Below are 18,318 nucleotides of genomic sequence, written 5' to 3'. Positions count from 1 at the left end.
AATTCATTTGTAAAAATAGCAATTATGAAATTGATTCATATAGGAAAAGAATAAAGGTATTTCCAATTTACTGGGTCATATAATTTTATCCAGATCGCAACTGGTTCGCCAATAAAAGCACTTATTGTTGCAAAATGAGGGCTTTTATACATGGGTTAGGTTCGCTTTTAATTTGAATTAAAAACATAACAAATACAGGTAAAAGAGAAGTATTCCAAGGGATTGAAGAAGGAATAAATGGGACAACTGCATATTGATAGTACCAAAACCCTAGTTGAACTCCGAGTGAATCCAACCAAGCTGAAATAAAAATAATAAAAAATCCAGATGTTAAGAGACGCATTGTACTCTCTCATATTCGAAATAACCCCCATAACATCCAAGGAATAATGGTTAAACTTACACCAATCCACCATTGCCACATGAAAAGTACATGATCTATCCACAAGGTAAATAGTTCATTGTTTACTTCATGGGTTTTCTTATATAACTGTTCAACTTCTTCCACTCCACCATGCATTTCTTAATGCTCCTTTTTTAGTTATTATTCACAATATAACTATCCATTAATTAATAATTAAGGAAAGGGAATCATAACCAATAGAGTTATTCTAAGCATCGTAGGGTATTTTTATACAAGAATAGTTTTTTCAACTCATGTTAGAAAGGTTTTATTGATAGAGGTAAAAAAACCAAATACAATTCACCTGTTTAAGGCTATTTCCATTTATATACTCTTTTGGTATATATGATGCGTATAGTTCTGTAGTGTATCATAATCAGCTTTTCAAAGAAGGGGGAGCGTTAGGAAAATGCGGATTTACAACGTTAAGGAAATCAAAATATAAAAAGTCTAATTTTTCGGTGTTATAAGTGAAAATTTAGGCTTTAGTTACTTCATTAAAGCGCCCGATCGTAATATAAGGTTAGCCAGATATTTCTGGTTGACCTTTTCTTATAAGGTCTTATTATAACGGTAGTCGGGGTAGAACGTAGCGCCCGTGGGACTTGATCCCGTCCGCAAAACTGTTCACCCCCTACTTGTTACCAAAGCCATATCTTTAACCTAAAAATGTTTATCAACATTGTTCTTCAATATCAAGAGCATCTATCGAAATTAGCAGTAGAAATAGATGCGCAATCTTTTCTCCAATACCAGGGATAGACTGGATGATCTGATATTCTTCAATTTCTTTAGCGCACCAAGAAAATTGATATGCTCTTATCCTAACAAATTTTATTTAGGACTTATATGTATGCCTTCACTTTCTCGCCAATCTGCGTAAAGTATACGCTTTACATTATCATATTCATTGGTAGTTAATTGGTTATCTAACCACTGTTGATCAAATCCGAGTTCATGTAAATTATCCCATAAAATTTCCCCATCTATAATTAACGTTGTTGGGAGATCTACTGGACTTTCTGGAAGATTGAGATCTTGCTTTTCTGGTTTTTGATACTTGGATTTTAATAATATACTTATTTGCCCATTAGCTTCCAATATACCGTATTTGACTTCGCGAACCGAAAAAACATTATTTTGTCGAAGTAAACTCAATACTTGATTTATATCCAATTTATTCTTTTTAAGTAACTTTCTGTCCATAACGCCTTCTCGAATGATAATGTTAGGGTTGCCTAATAAGAAGGAACGTGTCGATTTATTTTTTAGAGTCATAAACTCTATTCCCAACATAAGAAGTGTCCACAATCCGATGGCATATAAAAAATGAAAAATCCCTACCTTATCTTCATAAATGGTATTTCCTAAAAAGTCTCCAAGTACTAACACAAAAACTAAGTGAAACGGGGTTAACTGATAGATGGATGTTCTGCCTGTTATGATAATGATAAAAAATAAAGTGACAAAACCAACGATGACTTTGATCGTCAGTAAACCAATATTAACTTCTTCCAAAGTTTTTTCCTCCAATTTCAATTTTACTTAGTTGGAAGATCTTGAGGTTTAGATAAAGAGGCTAGTCTTAGTATTAAAGCTCGAGTTACAATTCCAACAATGATGTAATATATGAATGAATATCTGTATCTCCACTCTAAATAATTAACAAGTTTGATCCACTCGCAAAAGGGTTCACCTATAAAGGCATATGTTAGTGCCATAATGATCTGGGCTAAAACAAAAGATTTCCATGTTCTAAAATATTGATATAACAACATATAAGCTACAGGTACCATTGAAAAATCAAAAGGAAAGGCCCGAGGAATAATAGGTAGGAATGCAATGGGGTAATCCCAAAAACGATATTGTGCACCAACTATATCTAATAAGGTTGTTGTCAAGATAATTATGGTACCAAATAGCAAAATTTCTAAAATAATGTCTCGTTTAACAAGTTTAGCCCATATAGCCCAAGGCACAACTAAAAAAACGACTAGTATCCACCATTCCCAAGTTAAAAACTCATTTGTTAGCCAACCATTTAATTCTAAATGATACAGCTTATCTTCTAATAAACGTATTTCCTTAAGATTTTCAAATATATTATCTATTGGAATCACCTCTATATTTAAATTAAAAGGTAACAGCTCAGATACTTTTAAATTCAAACTATTTGAGCTGCCTTTTTAGTATTACCGTTTTTAGTAATGAATTTTCATCATAAATAAGAAAAAACCCATGTTGAAAGATCTTCTAACATGGGTTTTCAATTTTTTTCAAATGAACAGAAAGATTTTAAATGAAGAAATTTGTAAAATCTAGATTTAAGATAGAACAATAAAAACAGGATACATCCACTTATAATAATGGAGAAAGCACGCGAGAACCCTGTTCAACAATGCGCTCGGTCAGGGATCGTTGCAACAAGTCTTCAATTTTTAATGGTACAGAATCAGTAAGATCCTTCTCGAACTGCTCTGTGAGTTCCCTTGCCACATTAGCACTGTACACGACTTGACACACTTCATAATTAAGGCGAAAACTTCTCATATCATAGTTTGCTGCGCCTACTTCTGCAATTTCCTCATCAATGATCATCAGTTTCGCATGTAACATTCCTTTATCGTACTGGTAGATTTGGACTCCAGCTTCTATAAGTTCCCCGTAATAGGTACGACTTGCAAAGCCCACGATTTTTTTATCAATATGGCGAGGAACAAGTAATCTTACGCGTACACCACGAGCCACAGCTGTCTTTAATGCCATGATAATATCTGTTTCTGGTACAAAGTAGGGCGTTGTTATATCAATGGTTTTGGTCGCCTGTGTTATACATATAAAGTAAGCTTGACGAATAACTGGGGTAGGAATTCCAGGGTTTCCTTCCAACGTATGGATGTACGCTTTTTGAAATGTCCCTGACTTTGGGTATAAGTCCAACTCTTTACCATCTATGGTACTCACCTCTGACCCCAATTCGGCTGACGATCTGGAAAGATCTACTCTTCTGATTGGATTGATTTTCGTTACCTCAGATTTTGTTTTCGATTTTATCCGTTCCGGCACAGCAATATTCCAATGAACGTCAAAGACAGTCTGCAAATCGACTGATGCTTCTCCTGTTATTTGTAAATGAGTATCCCGCCAGAAGCCAACGTCAGGATTCAATCCTGTATATTCATATCCTACGTTCATGCCACCGGTAAAAGCCTTATTTCCGTCGACCGTGACAATCTTACAATGATCCCGATAATTCCAATTTGATAAAATCCAGGGAAAGCGTAAAGGAAATATTGTCCGGCATTCTATCCCTGCTTCCACCATCTGAAGGATTTGTTGACGCGGAAACTTTTTACTTCCCCAACCATCTCTATTAAAACGAACCCGCACTCCATTTACTGCTTTTTCGATCAGCAGTTCTGTGATGCGATTACCAATTTGGTCGTTCCGATAGATGAAATATTCCAGATCAATGGTTTTTTGGGCTTTTTGTAGGGATTCGATAAGTTGTTCATATTTTGCTATTCCATTGTTTAGTACTTGGACTTTGCCGACTCGAAGCCCGCCTACAGTAAAATACCTTAAAGCATCGGCGATTATCAACGCTGAATCACTATATGTATCGGGTAACTTATCAGGCTCATTATGAGAAGAGGTCAATCTTTTCCGATGAATAAGCTTGGGATTTGATATGCTAAGATATAGTAAGAAACCAATGACAGGCAAGACAAGGACGATAACTATCCAATTTAAAGCTTTGGCTGGCCTACGAACTTCCCAAATGGCTATGAATAAGATAAAGAACGTATTTAACAGGTATAGATAAAAAATCCACTCCAACTAAAATTCCCCCTAGTTTTTCTCTTAACATGTCCAAACTATGTAGCGAGTATACGTTTGGAATACGAAGGAATTGTTTAGATACCTTTTATTATGAGACACCCAAAATAATTTTGTAATTAGTTTATTTTGTCACAGGAATTTAAACGTTGGAAATGGATCGAAAAACAAAAATGGAGGTCCGTTTTACATTTCTTCTATATTAATCCCAATATATTCCGTAATTCTGCTGCGGCTGACTAAGTATATTCGATGTTAAAAAGACTCCAACAGGGGGGCGAGGCACTACTACTAATTATGTTAACTAGTTTTGTATAGAGTATTCATTTGATATTTGTAAAAAAGGGCATGAATGTATGCTTTTTTTCATACTGTATTTTGGAGGTGGAAAAATGACAAGAGTAGCTTACCAAAATGCAGACGTCGATTTAATGGCAAGGATGATGAGAGCAGAAGCTGAAGGCGAAGGACCACAAGGAATGCTATATGTTGGAAATGTCATTGTTAACCGTGTTGTAGCAGATTGTACTGACTTTAATGAATTAAGAACAATTAGAGATGTCATATTTCACGTACAAGGAGGAAATTACTCTTTTGAAGCTGTTCAAAAAGGTAATGTATTTTACCAAAGAGCAAGAGAATCTGAAAGAAGATTAGCAAGAAAGAATTTGGAATATTGGAGAGATCACCCAGCGAAATATGCTCTTTGGTACTTTAATCCATATGGTCCGTGTCCTCCAACATGGTATGACCAACCTTTTACTGGTCAATTTAAACAACATTGTTTTTATGAACCAGCGCCTGGAACATGTGAAAGCGTTTATAGTCCTCGTTGAGGAAAAGATTCGAATATTTATAAAAACTAAAATAAACTTTTTAGTAACCGTATTTACCTAAGAAAGATTGTAAAATACTAACTTAAACTAAAAGGTACGTTAATTGAGTAAGCAGCAAAAAAGGATCTTCTTACTGGAAGATCCTTTTTTCAGTGCCTATGAGCATGATTATGTTAATAATAGTCCCTTACAAACATGGTTTTGGTTGCCTTGATGGCTAATGGTTTTATTCATTTCCTACATATTCAATTTCAAAGGAGTATTTCCAGTAATCACTTTTTCTTTTTTCGGTCCGAATATATTTACCAATTGATCGATGTAACGTACTTGATGAAATTTTACATAAGGGCTTTCAATATTGTACCAGGTATCTGTTAACAGCATAACGGCAGGAAGCACCTTTTTATTAGTCGGCTGCCATGGTTCCGAATGCCATTCATTACCTTAATGAAGGATTTTGGTTTTAATACATGCTATAAAATGACAAGGTAACGATATAAATCAATTTCAAACAAGGGTAGTTCTTTCTTGAAAAAAGTTATATTAGGAAGATTTTTTTCTTTTAGGAGTAGTGTTTATCTATTTTATTTCTAAATCCACATTTTAGGGGCCTGGTTAATTATAGTGGGTGGGACACAGATCTTATCTCTATTTCCTTATATATAGGATAATGTATTACTACGAAACAAGTGTTTTCTCACCTTGTTGTCCCTCATTTACCCACATTACGAATAAGATTGCCTAATAAAATAAATTTACTTATCTAATTTATTCTATTCCAGACCCTGTTTAAATCTAAGGGGACATAGACTTTATCACCATGAATTTCCTTATGTATGATAGGATTGGTAAAACTTTGATCTAAATAATTTTCAATTATTTTCTTATGTCTAGCTCGTGGTTTTGTTCCTAAAATATTTTCAGTATAGTCCTTGTACATTACTAATGTATACCTCGCTTTTTTTCACCATTTTCTTGTTTATTGAAAAAATATTAATGAGACAAACAAATTGTAAAATACTCCATTGACAAGTCCTTCCCTGTGTTTGAAAAGGAATTCCCCTTTATTCGGATAAAATGCAATGTAACAATTTCCAAGACACCTAGTAACTACGAATAAATTTTCTGTATTTTAATCCGTTTATTAATAACTTAATTGTCCATTTTCACTATCCTCCTCTCATCGCTTTTTCTTACATGTGTATCTTTTCCAAAAGCAGTGGAAAATTACATATCTAAATTTTAAAATATTTAAAGTCTGATAAAATTCAATGAATAAAAATCTTTTTATACAGCAATCTTATAAAGGTCAAAATAAAATATAGGAGGCGTTATTCATGACAGTCATCAGTGACGTTAAAACAGCTTTAGCAGGGTTAAAAAGCGCTCAAGCTAGCTTTGAAACATTTGCTCTTAGTACAGATAATGAACAAGCAAAGCAACTGTATCAAGATGCGGCTAAACAAACTCAATCTGTAGTTGATAGCATTTCACCACGAGTTCAACAAATTGAACAAGAAGAACCTCAATACAAACAATAATCTTAATGCGATACAAAAGGTTGGTTCGATATTGACCAACCTTTTTCTCGATTTTGAAGAGATAAAACATGAGGTGATTTTATGAAAGACAACATAACTAAAATAAAAATTTTCATTTTATTACTAACCATCATCGGATTAGGTTCAGGATGTAACGAAAATCAGAATCAAATGGGTTATAACAATAAAGATTTGAGTATTTCACAAGTACATACTAGCAAGCCAATTGATCAATCCGTAGCCAACCATGCTAAAGAAAAGATGATTACTAAGGATGAAATTACGGATGGAAGGGCTGTGAATACAGATAAGGAGCTTTTAGTAGCGATAAAGGTAGAAAATTTTAATCGTTTTCGATTAAAAACTATCGAGAAGACAGTAAAGTCTGACCTAGAAAAAATATATCCGAATCATAAAGTCGTCGTTTCGTCGGATAAAAAAATGTTCTGGGAACTCGAAAAAATAGAACAAAGACTGCAAAAAAACAATACGAATAAGAAAAGCTTAAAAAAGGATTTGAAAAAACTTGAAAGTCTTATAAAGGAACAATCGTAAAGAGGAAGGATCGAGCTATGTCAAATAATCAAAAGAAACAGCTAACCCCAGTCCAACAGGAATACCAAGCATTACAAAAACAACGTGAAATAAAAAGACCCGTTGTAAAAAATTGTATAAAGGCTTTCCTAATAGGTGGTCTCATCTGTCTTTTTGGTCAGCTTATTCAAGACTTCTACATCTATTATTTTGATTTTACAGAGCAAACAGCCGGAAATCCAACGGTGGGTACCTTAATTTTTATTACAATGCTTCTTACTGGTTTTGGTGTATATGATCGCATTGCTCAATTTGGTGGGGCTGGGACAGCAGTACCCGTAACTGGTTTTGGTAATGCGGTTATATCGCCTGCCATTGAACATCGAACCGAAGGATTTGTGCTGGGCGTAGGCGGTAATATATTTAAATTGGCGGGATCGGTTATTTTATTCGGTGTATTTTCTGCTTTTGTTATTGCCTTAATTAAAACAATTTTAATCAGATGGGGTGGTTTATAATGCTTGCAGGTCATCGTACATGGGTTTTCGAACAAAAGCCTGTGATTATTTCTACTGGAACCGTAGGTGGACCATTTGAAGCAGATGGAGCTATATCGGAAGATTTTGATCTTCTTCATGCCGATTTATGGCTCGGACAGGATTCCTATGAAAAAGCACATAAAGTTTTTTTTGAAGAAGCCTGTCAAAAGGCAATGGAAAAAGGGGAAATCCAAAAGGAACAGGTTCAGTTTCTTCTCGCAGGGGACTTAATCAATCAGATTACTCCCACAAGTTTCGCAAGTCGAACCATTGGAGCTCCTTATTTTGGTTTATTTGGCGCTTGTTCTACCTCTATGGAAGGATTGGCTCTAGGTGCTTATATTATTAATACAAAGGGAGCTAAATATATATTAACAGGGGCTTCAAGTCATAACACAGCTGTTGAAAAACAGTTTCGTTATCCGACAGAATATGGAGGACAAAAACCGCCTACTGCACAATGGACGGTTACTGGTGCTGGTGTGGCGCTTTTAAGTGATTCTGGGGAGGGACCATGTGTTACTTCTGCTACAATAGGCCGTGTCATCGATATGGGACTGACCGATCCATTTAATATGGGAGGGGCTATGGCGCCGGCTGCGGTTGATACGATTGAAGCCCATTTAACGGAAAGAAACATTGATCCCTCTTATTATGATTTAATCGTCACTGGGGATCTTGGCCAGATAGGGCGTGAAGTTTCCCTTGATTTATTTAAAAAGCATGGAACTTCCATCAGTGAAGGACAATTCCAAGATTGTGGACTTATGATTTATCGGAAAGGACAACCAGTCCTCGCAGGGGCAAGTGGGGCGGGGTGTTCAGCAACAGTAGTCTATGGTCATTTATTAAATCGCATGAAAAAAGGCGAATTTAAAAAAATGTTAGTAGTGGCTACTGGAGCTTTACTATCACCTCTTTCTTTCCAGCAAAATGAAACCATTCCTTGTATCGCCCATGCGGTATCGATTGAATACGGAGGTGAACAATCATTATGACCTATTTTTGGGCTTTTACCGTAGGAGGTTTAATTTGTGTCATTGGGCAAATTATGTTTGATGTGTTTAAGCTAACACCAGGACATACGTTAAGTACTCTTGTAGTAGTGGGGGCCATCTTAGATGGATTTGGTCTATATGAACCCTTGATTGACTTTGCTGGTGCAGGGGCTACCGTACCTATTACAAGTTTTGGAAATTCCCTTGTACATGGGGCTATGCAAGAAGCCGAAAAACACGGGTTAGTTGGTGTACTCACAGGGATGTTCGAAGTAACAAGTTCCGGTATTTCAGCTGCCATTATTTTTGGAATGCTGGGAGCATTAATTTTTAAACCAAAGGGATAAGGAGGATGTAACATGACCGTAGGATCGGATGTAAAACAATGTCTTGCTAGTTTAAAAGGTGTAGAAGCTAGTCTATCCAGTTTAGCCATACGGACACAAGACAACCAATCCAAGAAAACCTTACATGAAACGATGATGGTAGTAAACGAACTAGTGACAGATTTAAAAAAAAGAGTTGGAGAATTGGAACGAGAAGAATTTCAGTACAAAGGTTTTTAATAGATGTAATTTTTGTAGGAGGTGTTAAGCAGTGCCTGAATGGTTAGATGTTGCAGTACGTTCATTCTTCTTTGTTATTGTTTTATTTTTAATTACAAAATTATTAGGAAAGAAACAAATATCTGAGTTATCTTTCTTTGAATATGCCACCGGTATTTCCATTGGAAATATAGGTGCTGAAGTTGCTATTGGACTTGAACGGAACATTGTTCACGGTATTATTGGAATTGTCATCTTTGCAGCAATACCCTTTTTATCTGGTTTGTTTTCCTTAAAAAGTAAAAAGTTCCGTGATTTTGTAGAAGGAACAGGAACTGTCTTTATAAAGGATGGGAAAATCATGGAAGATAACTTGAAAAAGGAAAGATACACGTCAGATGAATTATTACAACTACTTCGTAAGAAGGATGTTTATCAGGTGTCTGATGTAGAATTCGCTGTATTAGAGGCAACAGGGGATTTATCCGTCATGTTAAAGAAAGAAAACCAACCATTAACAGCAAAGGATCTAAACTTGACGGTTGCTTCAATTAAAGAGCCTCAGACTGTTATTATGGATGGTGTCATAATGGATGAACCACTAGCTACAATCGGACGAAGTCGTGCATGGTTACATACGGAGTTAGAAAAATTAGGAGTTACGGTTGAAAATGTATTTCTTGGACAAATTAATTCTTTTGGGGAATTAACGGTTGATCTTTTTGATGATAAGTTGCAAGTTGCATCCCCTCAAGAAAGACCTTTAATTCTTTCAACTTTAAAAAAATGTCAAGCCGATTTAGAACTGTTTACTCTTGGAACTGAATCAAAGGAGGCCAAACAAATGTATAGAATAAATAGTGAAAAATTACAAGAAGCCATTGAGAAAGTGACCCCTATTTTAAGGGGATAATATACTTATCTTTTTAATACTCCATTTAAATCAAATCTTAAAATTTGGGCGCAATTCAATAAGAATTGTGCTTTTTTTGGTGTCGGATCATATAATTAATACTGTTTTTTAAAATAGCGATTCATTTTATTGTATTAGAGAAAATTACTTCTTTACGTTATCTAAACTATGAATTGGAGGTTGTTTTGTGAATTTAGAAAAATTAACAAATGAAGAATTACTGAAAAACTACCAAAGATTAGCTAAAAGGTCAAAAAAATATTTGACTGAAGAAGATGCTAAAGATAAAGAAAAGATGAGAAAGGAACTTTTAAAAAGGTTTGGTTAATGAAACAGATATCTCTTTCTAATTTTGATGTTCTTGATTTGTTTTCCTGTTATTTCGATAATAGTCACTATTTTAAAAATTAAAAAAAGAATATACAATCAACCGTTTCAAAGATGAAACGGTCAAAGGGTATGCCTCAATCGATCCATATTATGAAAAAATAGAGTAGGTAATGAAATGTCTTTAAGGAGCGCAATAGTGTTACCCAACGTTGGTTTAGAGCTTCTAACAACACCAGAGATATCTCTAAATAGTAACAACATAATCCTCAAGTTATGTCCACAGATCTCCATGATAAGACGTATCAAAAAGGGGCTTATCATACAGCCCCTCCCTTAAATTAAAAGATATCCGAAAATTCATCTGCTAAAGTTTTTTCTTTTTTTAATGGAATTACGTTATCCTTTATTTTTTCAGATGTTTCAAGCTTTGTTTCGTGCCAATTGTAAAAATCTGAGGGATTACTAAAGATATTTTCCAATGATTTTTTAACAATGGTTGTCTGTTTATGACCTGTTCCTAGATGATTAACTAAGGGAACACCTTTGACTGAACTATATCTCAATAATTTAAATAAAAGATCTTGAAGGTATTCAAACCGACTTTCTAAATCGGAAAGTTTGCTTTTGTATTCTTGAACTTTTCCCTCACTTTCTGTGAGTTTTAGTTCCAAGTTTTTTCTCCGTTCAATATTCTTATAGAATTTACGTTCAATCACAATTAATTCCCTAATTAATGTTTCTTTATCATCGTAATGTTTATTAACGATATCAGCAAGGTTTGGTATATTGTCGTTCGGAAAATCTAAAGTGGACGGTCTAGAAGTAAAGACATTATTGGCTTTATCTATCATCATTCTTCCAAGCCTGTCTTTCTTTCTCCAAAAGTCTTCTCCGGCTGAGGTAGGGAAGCGACCTTGCTGGACCAATTCCTTGTTGAATTGATACATATCACCATACTTAATTTCCCCATTAATCTGTCTCTCTGTTTTATATAAATAAATAAGATGGTTAACCTCTTTTTCAGTCAATTTTGTTTTTCGTCCGGCTTTATTAGCCATTATTATGAACCTCCAGTACTTTTAGATCTGCAATTTCTTTGACGCTATCTTTAATCTGATAGGAAATAGACTTCAGTTTGTTAAGATTTGTTGGATTAACTCTAGAAAATTCATCAGAGAGCATAATGGAATGTAAATTTTTCATGAAAGTAATCAATTCATTAATGTTTCTTTTGCTGCTAGCCAACTTCTCTTTAATAATATGAGATTTTTCAGCTAATTCTTCAGGGGTAATTCTCCAATGATTACAAAAAATACAATCCTCAGTTTCACATCGTTGCTGTTCGTCTGAACAATATCCTATGTCTTTTAAAGGTTTTTTACAATCCGGCGTAGTAGGAGGTCTAAATGCTTTAAGCAATATATCATTCGGAATATGAGGAGCTAAATCTAATGAAGCTCTCATGGTTTCTTTCCTTTTCTTCTTATTTGAAGAACTTATTTCTGGATTCGATTGATAGGATTGCGCAAACTTAAATTTTTGTAACAACGAAAAGACTTCAGAATCTATCCAGTATTCAGTATGATGAGCATAATTTAATTGCATTGAAATGGTATTATGGTTTGCTAACCTGGCAATTTCAATTGGTGATACTCCTTGCATCATTAACGAAAATATGGCTAGATGTCTAGTGTCATTCGGCCGAAGTTGGTTTTTCTGGGGTATATTAAACCCGTACTTTGGACGTACAATTTTTTCGTAAAAGATTTGAATCCAAAGGTATAATTGTTCTATGTTAAAGACATTAATATTTATTTTCTGTGTTTCTCTTATGCTACGAATAAAATATGAACTTGTTTTTAAGACTGAATTATAGGAAATAAGAGTGTCACTATTCCCATATTTATCGGTTTCATCAATATAAGCTGAAATTAACTCGAAGGTAATTTGATCAATTCGGACTTTATCGACTACATTTGGATGTTTTTTTTGATATTTATGTCTAGGTAAATGTAAATAGTAATTTCCTTCTCCTTCGGAAAGGCAATTCCTTTTTATAGAACAAAATTCAGAAGGTCGTAAAGGAATTATGGTTGTGAGTTTCCACCAAATTATGATTGGATAGTACAATAATTTTTCATTTATCCACTTCATGTCCTTGCAGTTACTAGATTTAATTTCTTGATAATAAAAATCAATACTTTGTGAAAAGGCTAATATATCCTTAGAAGGAGGTAAAGTACGATTAGCCTTTTTTCTTATGACTTTTTTCTTTAAATTAAGGAGTGGTTTTATGTAGACTTCTCCGGCTTCAATATCAGCGTAATCTAAGAAATTTAAGATGACATAAATTGTATACTGTTTATCCTTATTTGAAATAGTTTGTGTTGATGTAAACCACAATACAAATTCATCATCTTTCTCTTGGTCAAATCCATCGGTATACTCTAAAAATTTTAGCAATTTTAAATAATATCCGGCAACTGTAGTAATATGGTATTTCGGAATCAAGTCAGCTACCCAGCATTTTACAATTACTTGAAAGTTATTTGGAATGTGATTAACTGATTCATATGCTTTTAGTTCTTTAAATTTCAATTTTCTCTTTAAGCCAGTATTTAAATTGTTTATGTGAAATATCCATTCATCATCATCAAAATCGCCACTATAATGCAAGGGTTCATTTTTTAGTATATTTACTGCCTCATTAATACTCTCAGTGGTTAAAAATGACGTATCAGAAAGTGATTCAATTTCCTCAACTATTGTTGAATGAAGGCTAGTTTGTTCTATATTCATCCGTCTATACCTCACTTTTATTCATGTTATATGTCTTGTATTTATTTAATTCTGCAACGGAAATTTGCTTCATTTTTTCCTTGAGAGCTTGACTCCCACCTTCTACAAATTGATAAATGACCTCTTTACCGAATTTTTCAGTAGCTCTTATCCACTGATCCATTTCGATGGAAAAGATATTAGCTATTTTTGTCTTTTCGGTTTTGCATTCTTCTTTTTCTAGACTTGTAAGTTGTTGGACCCTATTAGTCAAACTTTCAGCAAGGGAAGAAAGAGAGTAAAAGTTAGAGACCGACATTGGGCAATTTCTGCATGCAATATTATGTTTAATGCAATTTTCTATACCTATAAGGCACTGCACATGGTCTTCTTTACTAGGTAACAATTGTGCATCCAGCTTAAACATATAATCAGTTGCTTCCTCAAATCCCATACTTAAAATCATATTTGAAACCTTGTTCTTTTCAGCCTGTAAAGTATTTAAAAAGCCAGCAGTGCTTTCAATATTGTAGATATCCCCAAACATTTGTTTAACCGTTACGATCTCTTCGGTTCTTTTTTCACGATCATCTTTATTTCCAAATAGTATCTCAGCAAACAGATCAGGGATGTATCCGAAGTGTTCTCTGATAAACAATTGGTGTGTTAAATTATTTAACTCTTCTTCAGGGATAAAAATATAAATATTAGTAGTTTCAAAGTCAAAGTGTGCACGTAGACGCTGGGCTACTTCTAATGCAGCCTGTGAATGTCCCTTTTTTACAAGCAAGTAATATGTAAAGGATAATAAAGAACGATTCATTTTCCTGTTTTCAAATACGATTTCGGCATTAAAGCCTTTGAAAAAAGTAGACTTACACCTTGATGTAAACTCGTTTCTTATTGTATAAAAATTTATCAGGTACTCATAATTCGGTGTAGTGGCAGCCCTGCGTAATTCACAAATAACTGCTGCAGTTGCTAAAGATAGGGTTACATCTTTTGAACAAAAAAAATGGTTAGTAGCATTCGTTTTAGTTGTTCTTAAATCTTTTCGCATTACTTGATGAATGATACGGCGGGCATCTTCGTAGCTTAAATCGTTTTGTTCTAACCAATCCAAATTAATATTTGAAACAGAAAGATCGTTTAGGTCAATTTTGGGAAACCTTATAACATCCTTATGTCGCCAAGCGTTGTTAAGATGTATAAGCACATAGAGCCAAGAAGAGTCATAGTTGAAAGTCCTTTGTCTTTTTATTTTGCCAGAACCATTTTTAGTAAGAACTGTTTGGTTCATTTGTTTTTTAACATCTTCAATAGCCTTCCTTTTGTGTAAAGGTAAATTAGTGGCAAAACTAAATAATGATTTATAATCTTCGTAATCATAAATGGATTTATCTTTGGGGATAACTTCCTTTTCATACGGATTTATGATACGTTCCAATTTAAACAGTTTCTTTTTATTTTTTTCAATAAGTTTGTTATAAATTGAATTAATGAAACTATAAAATATTTTCTGATACAAAAACGGAATATTTTCATTAAACAATGTAAGATTTATATGATTTGAGGTCATTTCGTATATCTCTTTTTCCGCAAGAAAGTCAATTATTATTCCTGTACACTTGGCATATCTAAATATTGTGTAATGTTTAGTCTCGATGCTTTCACTATTATTTCGTAAAACACGATGTACAAATTTCTTCCATTCTAAACAGGTAAATAAATCACTATTATGAAAATTAATCTCCAAACTTCTAAGCACGTATTCGTACGCATCTATATTGTCTGATATTGTTGTGACAGCTTCTTTGAGTTCATTTTCTTGAACAATTTCATTAACAATTGATTTTGGGTAGATGTATTCTATTCTTTTTTGTGGATAAATACCTCGAAAAACAGTCGGAACCTTCTTCCTAGCATCGATTATTTTTGAATGTGAACTATGATATTGAAGTCCCAATAGTTCTTGTACCTCATCTGAAATATAGTATTCAGCTTTAAGTTTCTGCTGCTGAGCCCTTAACTGATCTATGGGTTCTTTTAGGCAATGACGAATACCTCCTAAAATAGTGTCGGTTATGTTTTCTTCCTTTCTTAGAATATTCCACTGTCCTTTAGTTAAATTCAAAAGTTTCCTTGCTTCACCACATGAATAATATCGTTCAGTGTTGTAAACTTTTCCTCTAATGAGTGTTCCTGTATCCATGGTACTATCAGGCAAAACGTTTAGATTATATTCTTCAATCAAAGATTCTACTATTTGTCTTGGGTGGAAAATATGATGTTGAGATATGTAAATGTTTTTTACATTGTTGTTTTTAAGTATTTTCCAAAGAACCACATTTCCGGAATTTAGCTTTTCAAGTGCTTCTTCACGACTAATATAATCTATCAGGAATTGATTAACCGACTCTTTTGTGATGTATGATTCATTTGCAAATGTTATGGATTTTAAAATCCCAAGATTCATTAAGTTAAATATATTATTTTTATACGTTTCCAATTTAAATTCACCTTTGAATCGATATTTATGACTGATTAGTTTTCGGGCTGCTTGTCCAATGGTGAAACTTTGCTCAAAGACCCTTTTTTCTTCTTGTACATATTTTTCAAGTGAGCTCAAAACAACTTTGTCCTTTCCGTCTGAATCGGTAATGACTTCTATAAGACCTTCTCTTTTTAACCTCTTCAACTTATTAGGTGAGGTTTTGACGTGTGCATACGTAGGGTTATTATATATTCGAGTAAAACTAACGAGTTTTTCGGACACCTGTAGCCACCCCATTTAACCATTTATTTTTGTAGATCGTTTGATCGATGGATCCAAAATCCTCTATTGGAGCATTATGCAATTCATTTTGAAGCCCATCGATATAATGTATTGTTGTTTTTCCATCAACGTAATCTAAAGCAGATTCAATGTTAGTATCACCTCTTGCAATAGCAATCTGTAAAATGCTTAAATCCATATCCAATAGGAAACTCGTAAAAATACCTCTACCAATATGCGTGGACCAGTAAGAATCTTTTAAAAACATATAGTCATCCTCTCTGCCGGCAGATTTAGCTAATTTGGATAAAAAGGACCTTTTTACTTTCTTAAATCTTTTTTCATAGACCCTTCCAGACATAGCCATACCATTTTTGTCGTAAAATACGACCATTGGATTCTTTAAAAAGCCAGTTTTTAATTTTATATCTAAATCTTTCATGTGGGCTTCATAGTAATCCCATAGTAAATCGCTATCTAATATCATTTGTTTAGCTAAATGTGTTTCTAAGTAATTCAACCGTTTAGGGTTCTCAGCGCTGGTATCTTTTAGATGAGAAAAGAGAATGGAACGATTATCTCTAATTTGTACTGAAAGTGATTTTCTGAATTTAACATCTAAGTCAGCACGTGTGATATTTACCACTTCTCCACGTCTAAGTCCTCCAAAGAATTGTAAGCACAGCGCAAAAGCTATTTCCGGAGCCACATCTTTGGCTTCTTCTAAAAATTCGATAACCAGTTTATTTCTATTAGGCCCGAAGTCTTTGAGTTTCATAAATTTATTGTTATTATGAGTTCTAGATGGATATTTTGTCCCTAAAGATGATGATTGAAAGGGGGAGTATTTCAGCCAATTTCCTTTCTGGTCTTGATAATAGTTAAAATCAATATCTTCGTTTAACAATGATTGTTCTTTTAAAAATAAATAAAATTCCTTTATGTAGTTTTCATAATAAAAAACGGTACTTCTCTTTAAGCCTGTATTAGTTAAATAGGTTATATATCGGCTACCATGTATTAATTTTAATCCACCTATTCCTTCGTGAACTAACTGAATAAAGTCTTCATCCTCTGCACTAATGCGGTCTATTATATAATTTAAGAAACGGCATAAAACATGAGCAGGAGCTTTTACTGTGTTTATACTTACGCCTTGATACTCATATCTACTACGAATAAAGTCTGTAATGGGGTGAGGAATAGTTACGTTGTTAATCTTGTTATATAACCCAATATTAACAACCCTTTTTTTCACAACTTTATTATCGATAAATTCTTCTATCTCATTTTCTTTGACGACAAATTTAAATTTAATCAGATTTTCCATGTAATATACATCCTTTTTGATTTGGTATTATATATAAGATGTTCTTTTCTGGTTTTAAAAGCATAACCCAAAGGGAGACTAGTCGGGCGCAGGGTGTTTGTGTGTCTTGCCCCTCCCCGGGGCAAGACACACAAACACCCAAAATCCCTACATCTGATTGTCTATCTATATTAAGCCATAATTATTTTAAATGGGCAAAATTAAGTGTGAACCCCCTTTATTTTACTGTATTCTTATCATATAAATGGATAATAACCCAAAATCGTACCTATAAAGCAGGAAAACACTTGGATAATGAAGAACTAGAAAAAGTACTTTCTAAAACAGAAGGACTTGGTACTGAAGCAACAAGGGCTGGAATCATTACTTTATTGAAACAGCGAAATTATATTGATGTCCAAAAGAACAAAGTGTTTGCGACTGAAAAAGCAATCTTACTTATAGATGCCATAGGAGAGAAGATTCTTTCTTCACCAGAAATGACAGCCAAATGGGAACAAAGACTTGGTGAAATAGGGAAGGGGAAAGCATCCTATGAAGTTTTTATGGAACAGACGAGAAAATTATCACATAAGATTGTTGAAGATGCGATCGGTCAAGCAGAGTCATGGGACTTTCAACATATAGCATTTGAATCAACAGGTCCCCCAAAAAGCACAAAGGGTTTTGAAATTGGGAAGTGTCTGTTATGTGGTGGAAATGTGGTTGATAAAGGAAAAGTATATGGCTGTTCAAATTATCAAAAAACAAGCTGTAATTTCATCATCTCTAAACGAATACTTGGTAAAACGATCAGCCAAGCTCAACTAAAAAAACTAATTTCGACGGGGAAAACAGATTTGATTAAAGGGTTTAAAAAGGGAGATAAACCTTTTGCTGCTGCATTGCAATGGAACCATACCGATCAAAAGGTTACGTTCCTTTTTAGTAATCCTGTAAAATCATAGAGAAAACA

18 protein-coding genes and 1 pseudogene are annotated in these 18,318 nt (G+C 33.9%); 10 read left to right on the top strand and 9 right to left on the bottom strand.

The window, feature by feature from the left end; all coding sequences use genetic code 11:
* Positions 1-121: 121 nt before the first annotated feature.
* From F7888_RS03870 to F7888_RS03850, 5 genes are all read right to left on the bottom strand, one after another.
* Complete coding sequence (locus tag F7888_RS03870; protein WP_191777344.1) at positions 122-343, bottom strand: CBO0543 family protein; 222 nt, start codon at positions 341-343, stop codon at positions 122-124.
* A 9-nt stretch (positions 344-352) separates the two neighbouring features.
* Positions 353-520: a hypothetical protein gene (locus F7888_RS03865; RefSeq protein WP_191777342.1), complete on the bottom strand. Its 168-nt coding sequence runs from the start codon at positions 518-520 to the stop codon at positions 353-355.
* 717 nt (positions 521-1,237) lie between these two features.
* Positions 1,238-1,921 carry a DUF421 domain-containing protein gene (locus F7888_RS03860; RefSeq protein WP_191777340.1) on the bottom strand — a complete coding sequence of 228 codons (684 nt, stop codon included), beginning with the start codon at positions 1,919-1,921 and terminating at the stop codon, positions 1,238-1,240.
* A gap of 23 nt (positions 1,922-1,944) precedes the next feature.
* Positions 1,945-2,571: a CBO0543 family protein gene (locus F7888_RS03855; protein ID WP_225228581.1), complete on the bottom strand. Its 627-nt coding sequence runs from the start codon at positions 2,569-2,571 to the stop codon at positions 1,945-1,947.
* A 190-nt stretch (positions 2,572-2,761) separates the two neighbouring features.
* On the bottom strand, positions 2,762-4,243 hold the full coding sequence (locus tag F7888_RS03850; protein ID WP_191777338.1) for a phospholipase D-like domain-containing protein: 1,482 nt from the start codon (positions 4,241-4,243) through the stop codon (positions 2,762-2,764).
* Positions 4,244-4,635: 392 nt separating this feature from the next.
* Between F7888_RS03850 and F7888_RS03845 the strand changes: the two genes are divergently transcribed.
* The 9 genes from F7888_RS03845 (at position 4,636) to F7888_RS03805 (ending at position 10,477) form a co-directional block, all read left to right on the top strand.
* Positions 4,636-5,079: a cell wall hydrolase gene (locus tag F7888_RS03845; RefSeq protein WP_191777336.1), complete on the top strand. Its 444-nt coding sequence runs from the start codon at positions 4,636-4,638 to the stop codon at positions 5,077-5,079.
* Positions 5,080-6,416: 1,337 nt separating this feature from the next.
* Complete coding sequence (locus tag F7888_RS03840; RefSeq protein ID WP_191777334.1) at positions 6,417-6,620, top strand: DUF1657 domain-containing protein; 204 nt, start codon at positions 6,417-6,419, stop codon at positions 6,618-6,620.
* An 81-nt stretch (positions 6,621-6,701) separates the two neighbouring features.
* Positions 6,702-7,175 (top strand): YhcN/YlaJ family sporulation lipoprotein, encoded by a 474-nt coding sequence (locus F7888_RS03835; RefSeq protein ID WP_191777332.1) that lies wholly within the window; start codon positions 6,702-6,704, stop codon positions 7,173-7,175.
* A 17-nt stretch (positions 7,176-7,192) separates the two neighbouring features.
* Positions 7,193-7,672 carry a stage V sporulation protein AC gene (gene spoVAC, locus F7888_RS03830; protein ID WP_191777330.1) on the top strand — a complete coding sequence of 160 codons (480 nt, stop codon included), beginning with the start codon at positions 7,193-7,195 and terminating at the stop codon, positions 7,670-7,672.
* Complete coding sequence (spoVAD, locus tag F7888_RS03825; RefSeq protein WP_191777329.1) at positions 7,672-8,691, top strand: stage V sporulation protein AD; 1,020 nt, start codon at positions 7,672-7,674, stop codon at positions 8,689-8,691. Before spoVAC ends, spoVAD begins: the two co-directional genes overlap by 1 nt.
* Positions 8,688-9,038, top strand: coding sequence for a stage V sporulation protein AE (gene spoVAE, locus F7888_RS03820; protein ID WP_136832774.1), 351 nt, complete (start codon positions 8,688-8,690; stop codon positions 9,036-9,038). Before spoVAD ends, spoVAE begins: the two co-directional genes overlap by 4 nt.
* Positions 9,039-9,050: 12 nt before the next feature.
* Complete coding sequence (locus tag F7888_RS03815) at positions 9,051-9,257, top strand: DUF1657 domain-containing protein (RefSeq protein WP_191777328.1); 207 nt, start codon at positions 9,051-9,053, stop codon at positions 9,255-9,257.
* A 31-nt stretch (positions 9,258-9,288) separates the two neighbouring features.
* Complete coding sequence (locus F7888_RS03810; protein ID WP_191777327.1) at positions 9,289-10,149, top strand: DUF421 domain-containing protein; 861 nt, start codon at positions 9,289-9,291, stop codon at positions 10,147-10,149.
* Between the two features lie 187 nt (positions 10,150-10,336).
* Positions 10,337-10,477, top strand: coding sequence for a hypothetical protein (locus F7888_RS03805; protein ID WP_191777326.1), 141 nt, complete (start codon positions 10,337-10,339; stop codon positions 10,475-10,477).
* A gap of 340 nt (positions 10,478-10,817) precedes the next feature.
* Here F7888_RS03805 and F7888_RS03800 read toward each other — a convergent pair whose 3' ends face one another.
* From F7888_RS03800 to F7888_RS03785, 4 genes are read right to left on the bottom strand one after another with little or no spacing between them, the layout of a single operon-like run.
* Positions 10,818-11,537, bottom strand: coding sequence for a hypothetical protein (locus F7888_RS03800; RefSeq protein WP_191777325.1), 720 nt, complete (start codon positions 11,535-11,537; stop codon positions 10,818-10,820).
* Entirely contained in the window at positions 11,530-13,278 is a 1,749-nt protein-coding gene (locus tag F7888_RS03795) for a site-specific integrase (RefSeq protein WP_191777324.1), read from the bottom strand. The genes F7888_RS03800 and F7888_RS03795 overlap by 8 nt, the downstream gene beginning before the upstream one ends.
* 4 nt (positions 13,279-13,282) lie before the next feature.
* Complete coding sequence (locus F7888_RS03790) at positions 13,283-16,033, bottom strand: hypothetical protein (protein ID WP_191777322.1); 2,751 nt, start codon at positions 16,031-16,033, stop codon at positions 13,283-13,285.
* The gene (locus F7888_RS03785; RefSeq protein WP_191777320.1) at positions 16,014-17,363 is read right to left on the bottom strand and encodes a site-specific integrase; all 1,350 of its coding nucleotides are present in this window, start codon (positions 17,361-17,363) and stop codon (positions 16,014-16,016) included. Before F7888_RS03785 ends, F7888_RS03790 begins: the two co-directional genes overlap by 20 nt.
* Before the next feature lie 248 nt (positions 17,364-17,611).
* Between F7888_RS03785 and F7888_RS03780 the strand changes: the two are divergent.
* Positions 17,612-18,310, top strand: a pseudogene (locus F7888_RS03780) (topoisomerase C-terminal repeat-containing protein); the annotation flags it as partial.
* Between the last annotated feature and the right edge of the window lie 8 nt (positions 18,311-18,318).

The organism is Litchfieldia stipae (assembly GCF_014837155.1).
Taxonomy (GTDB): domain Bacteria; phylum Bacillota; class Bacilli; order Bacillales; family Bacillaceae_L; genus Litchfieldia.
Note: the sequence above shows the minus strand (reverse complement) of the source record. Positions and strands in the feature narration are given on the sequence as shown.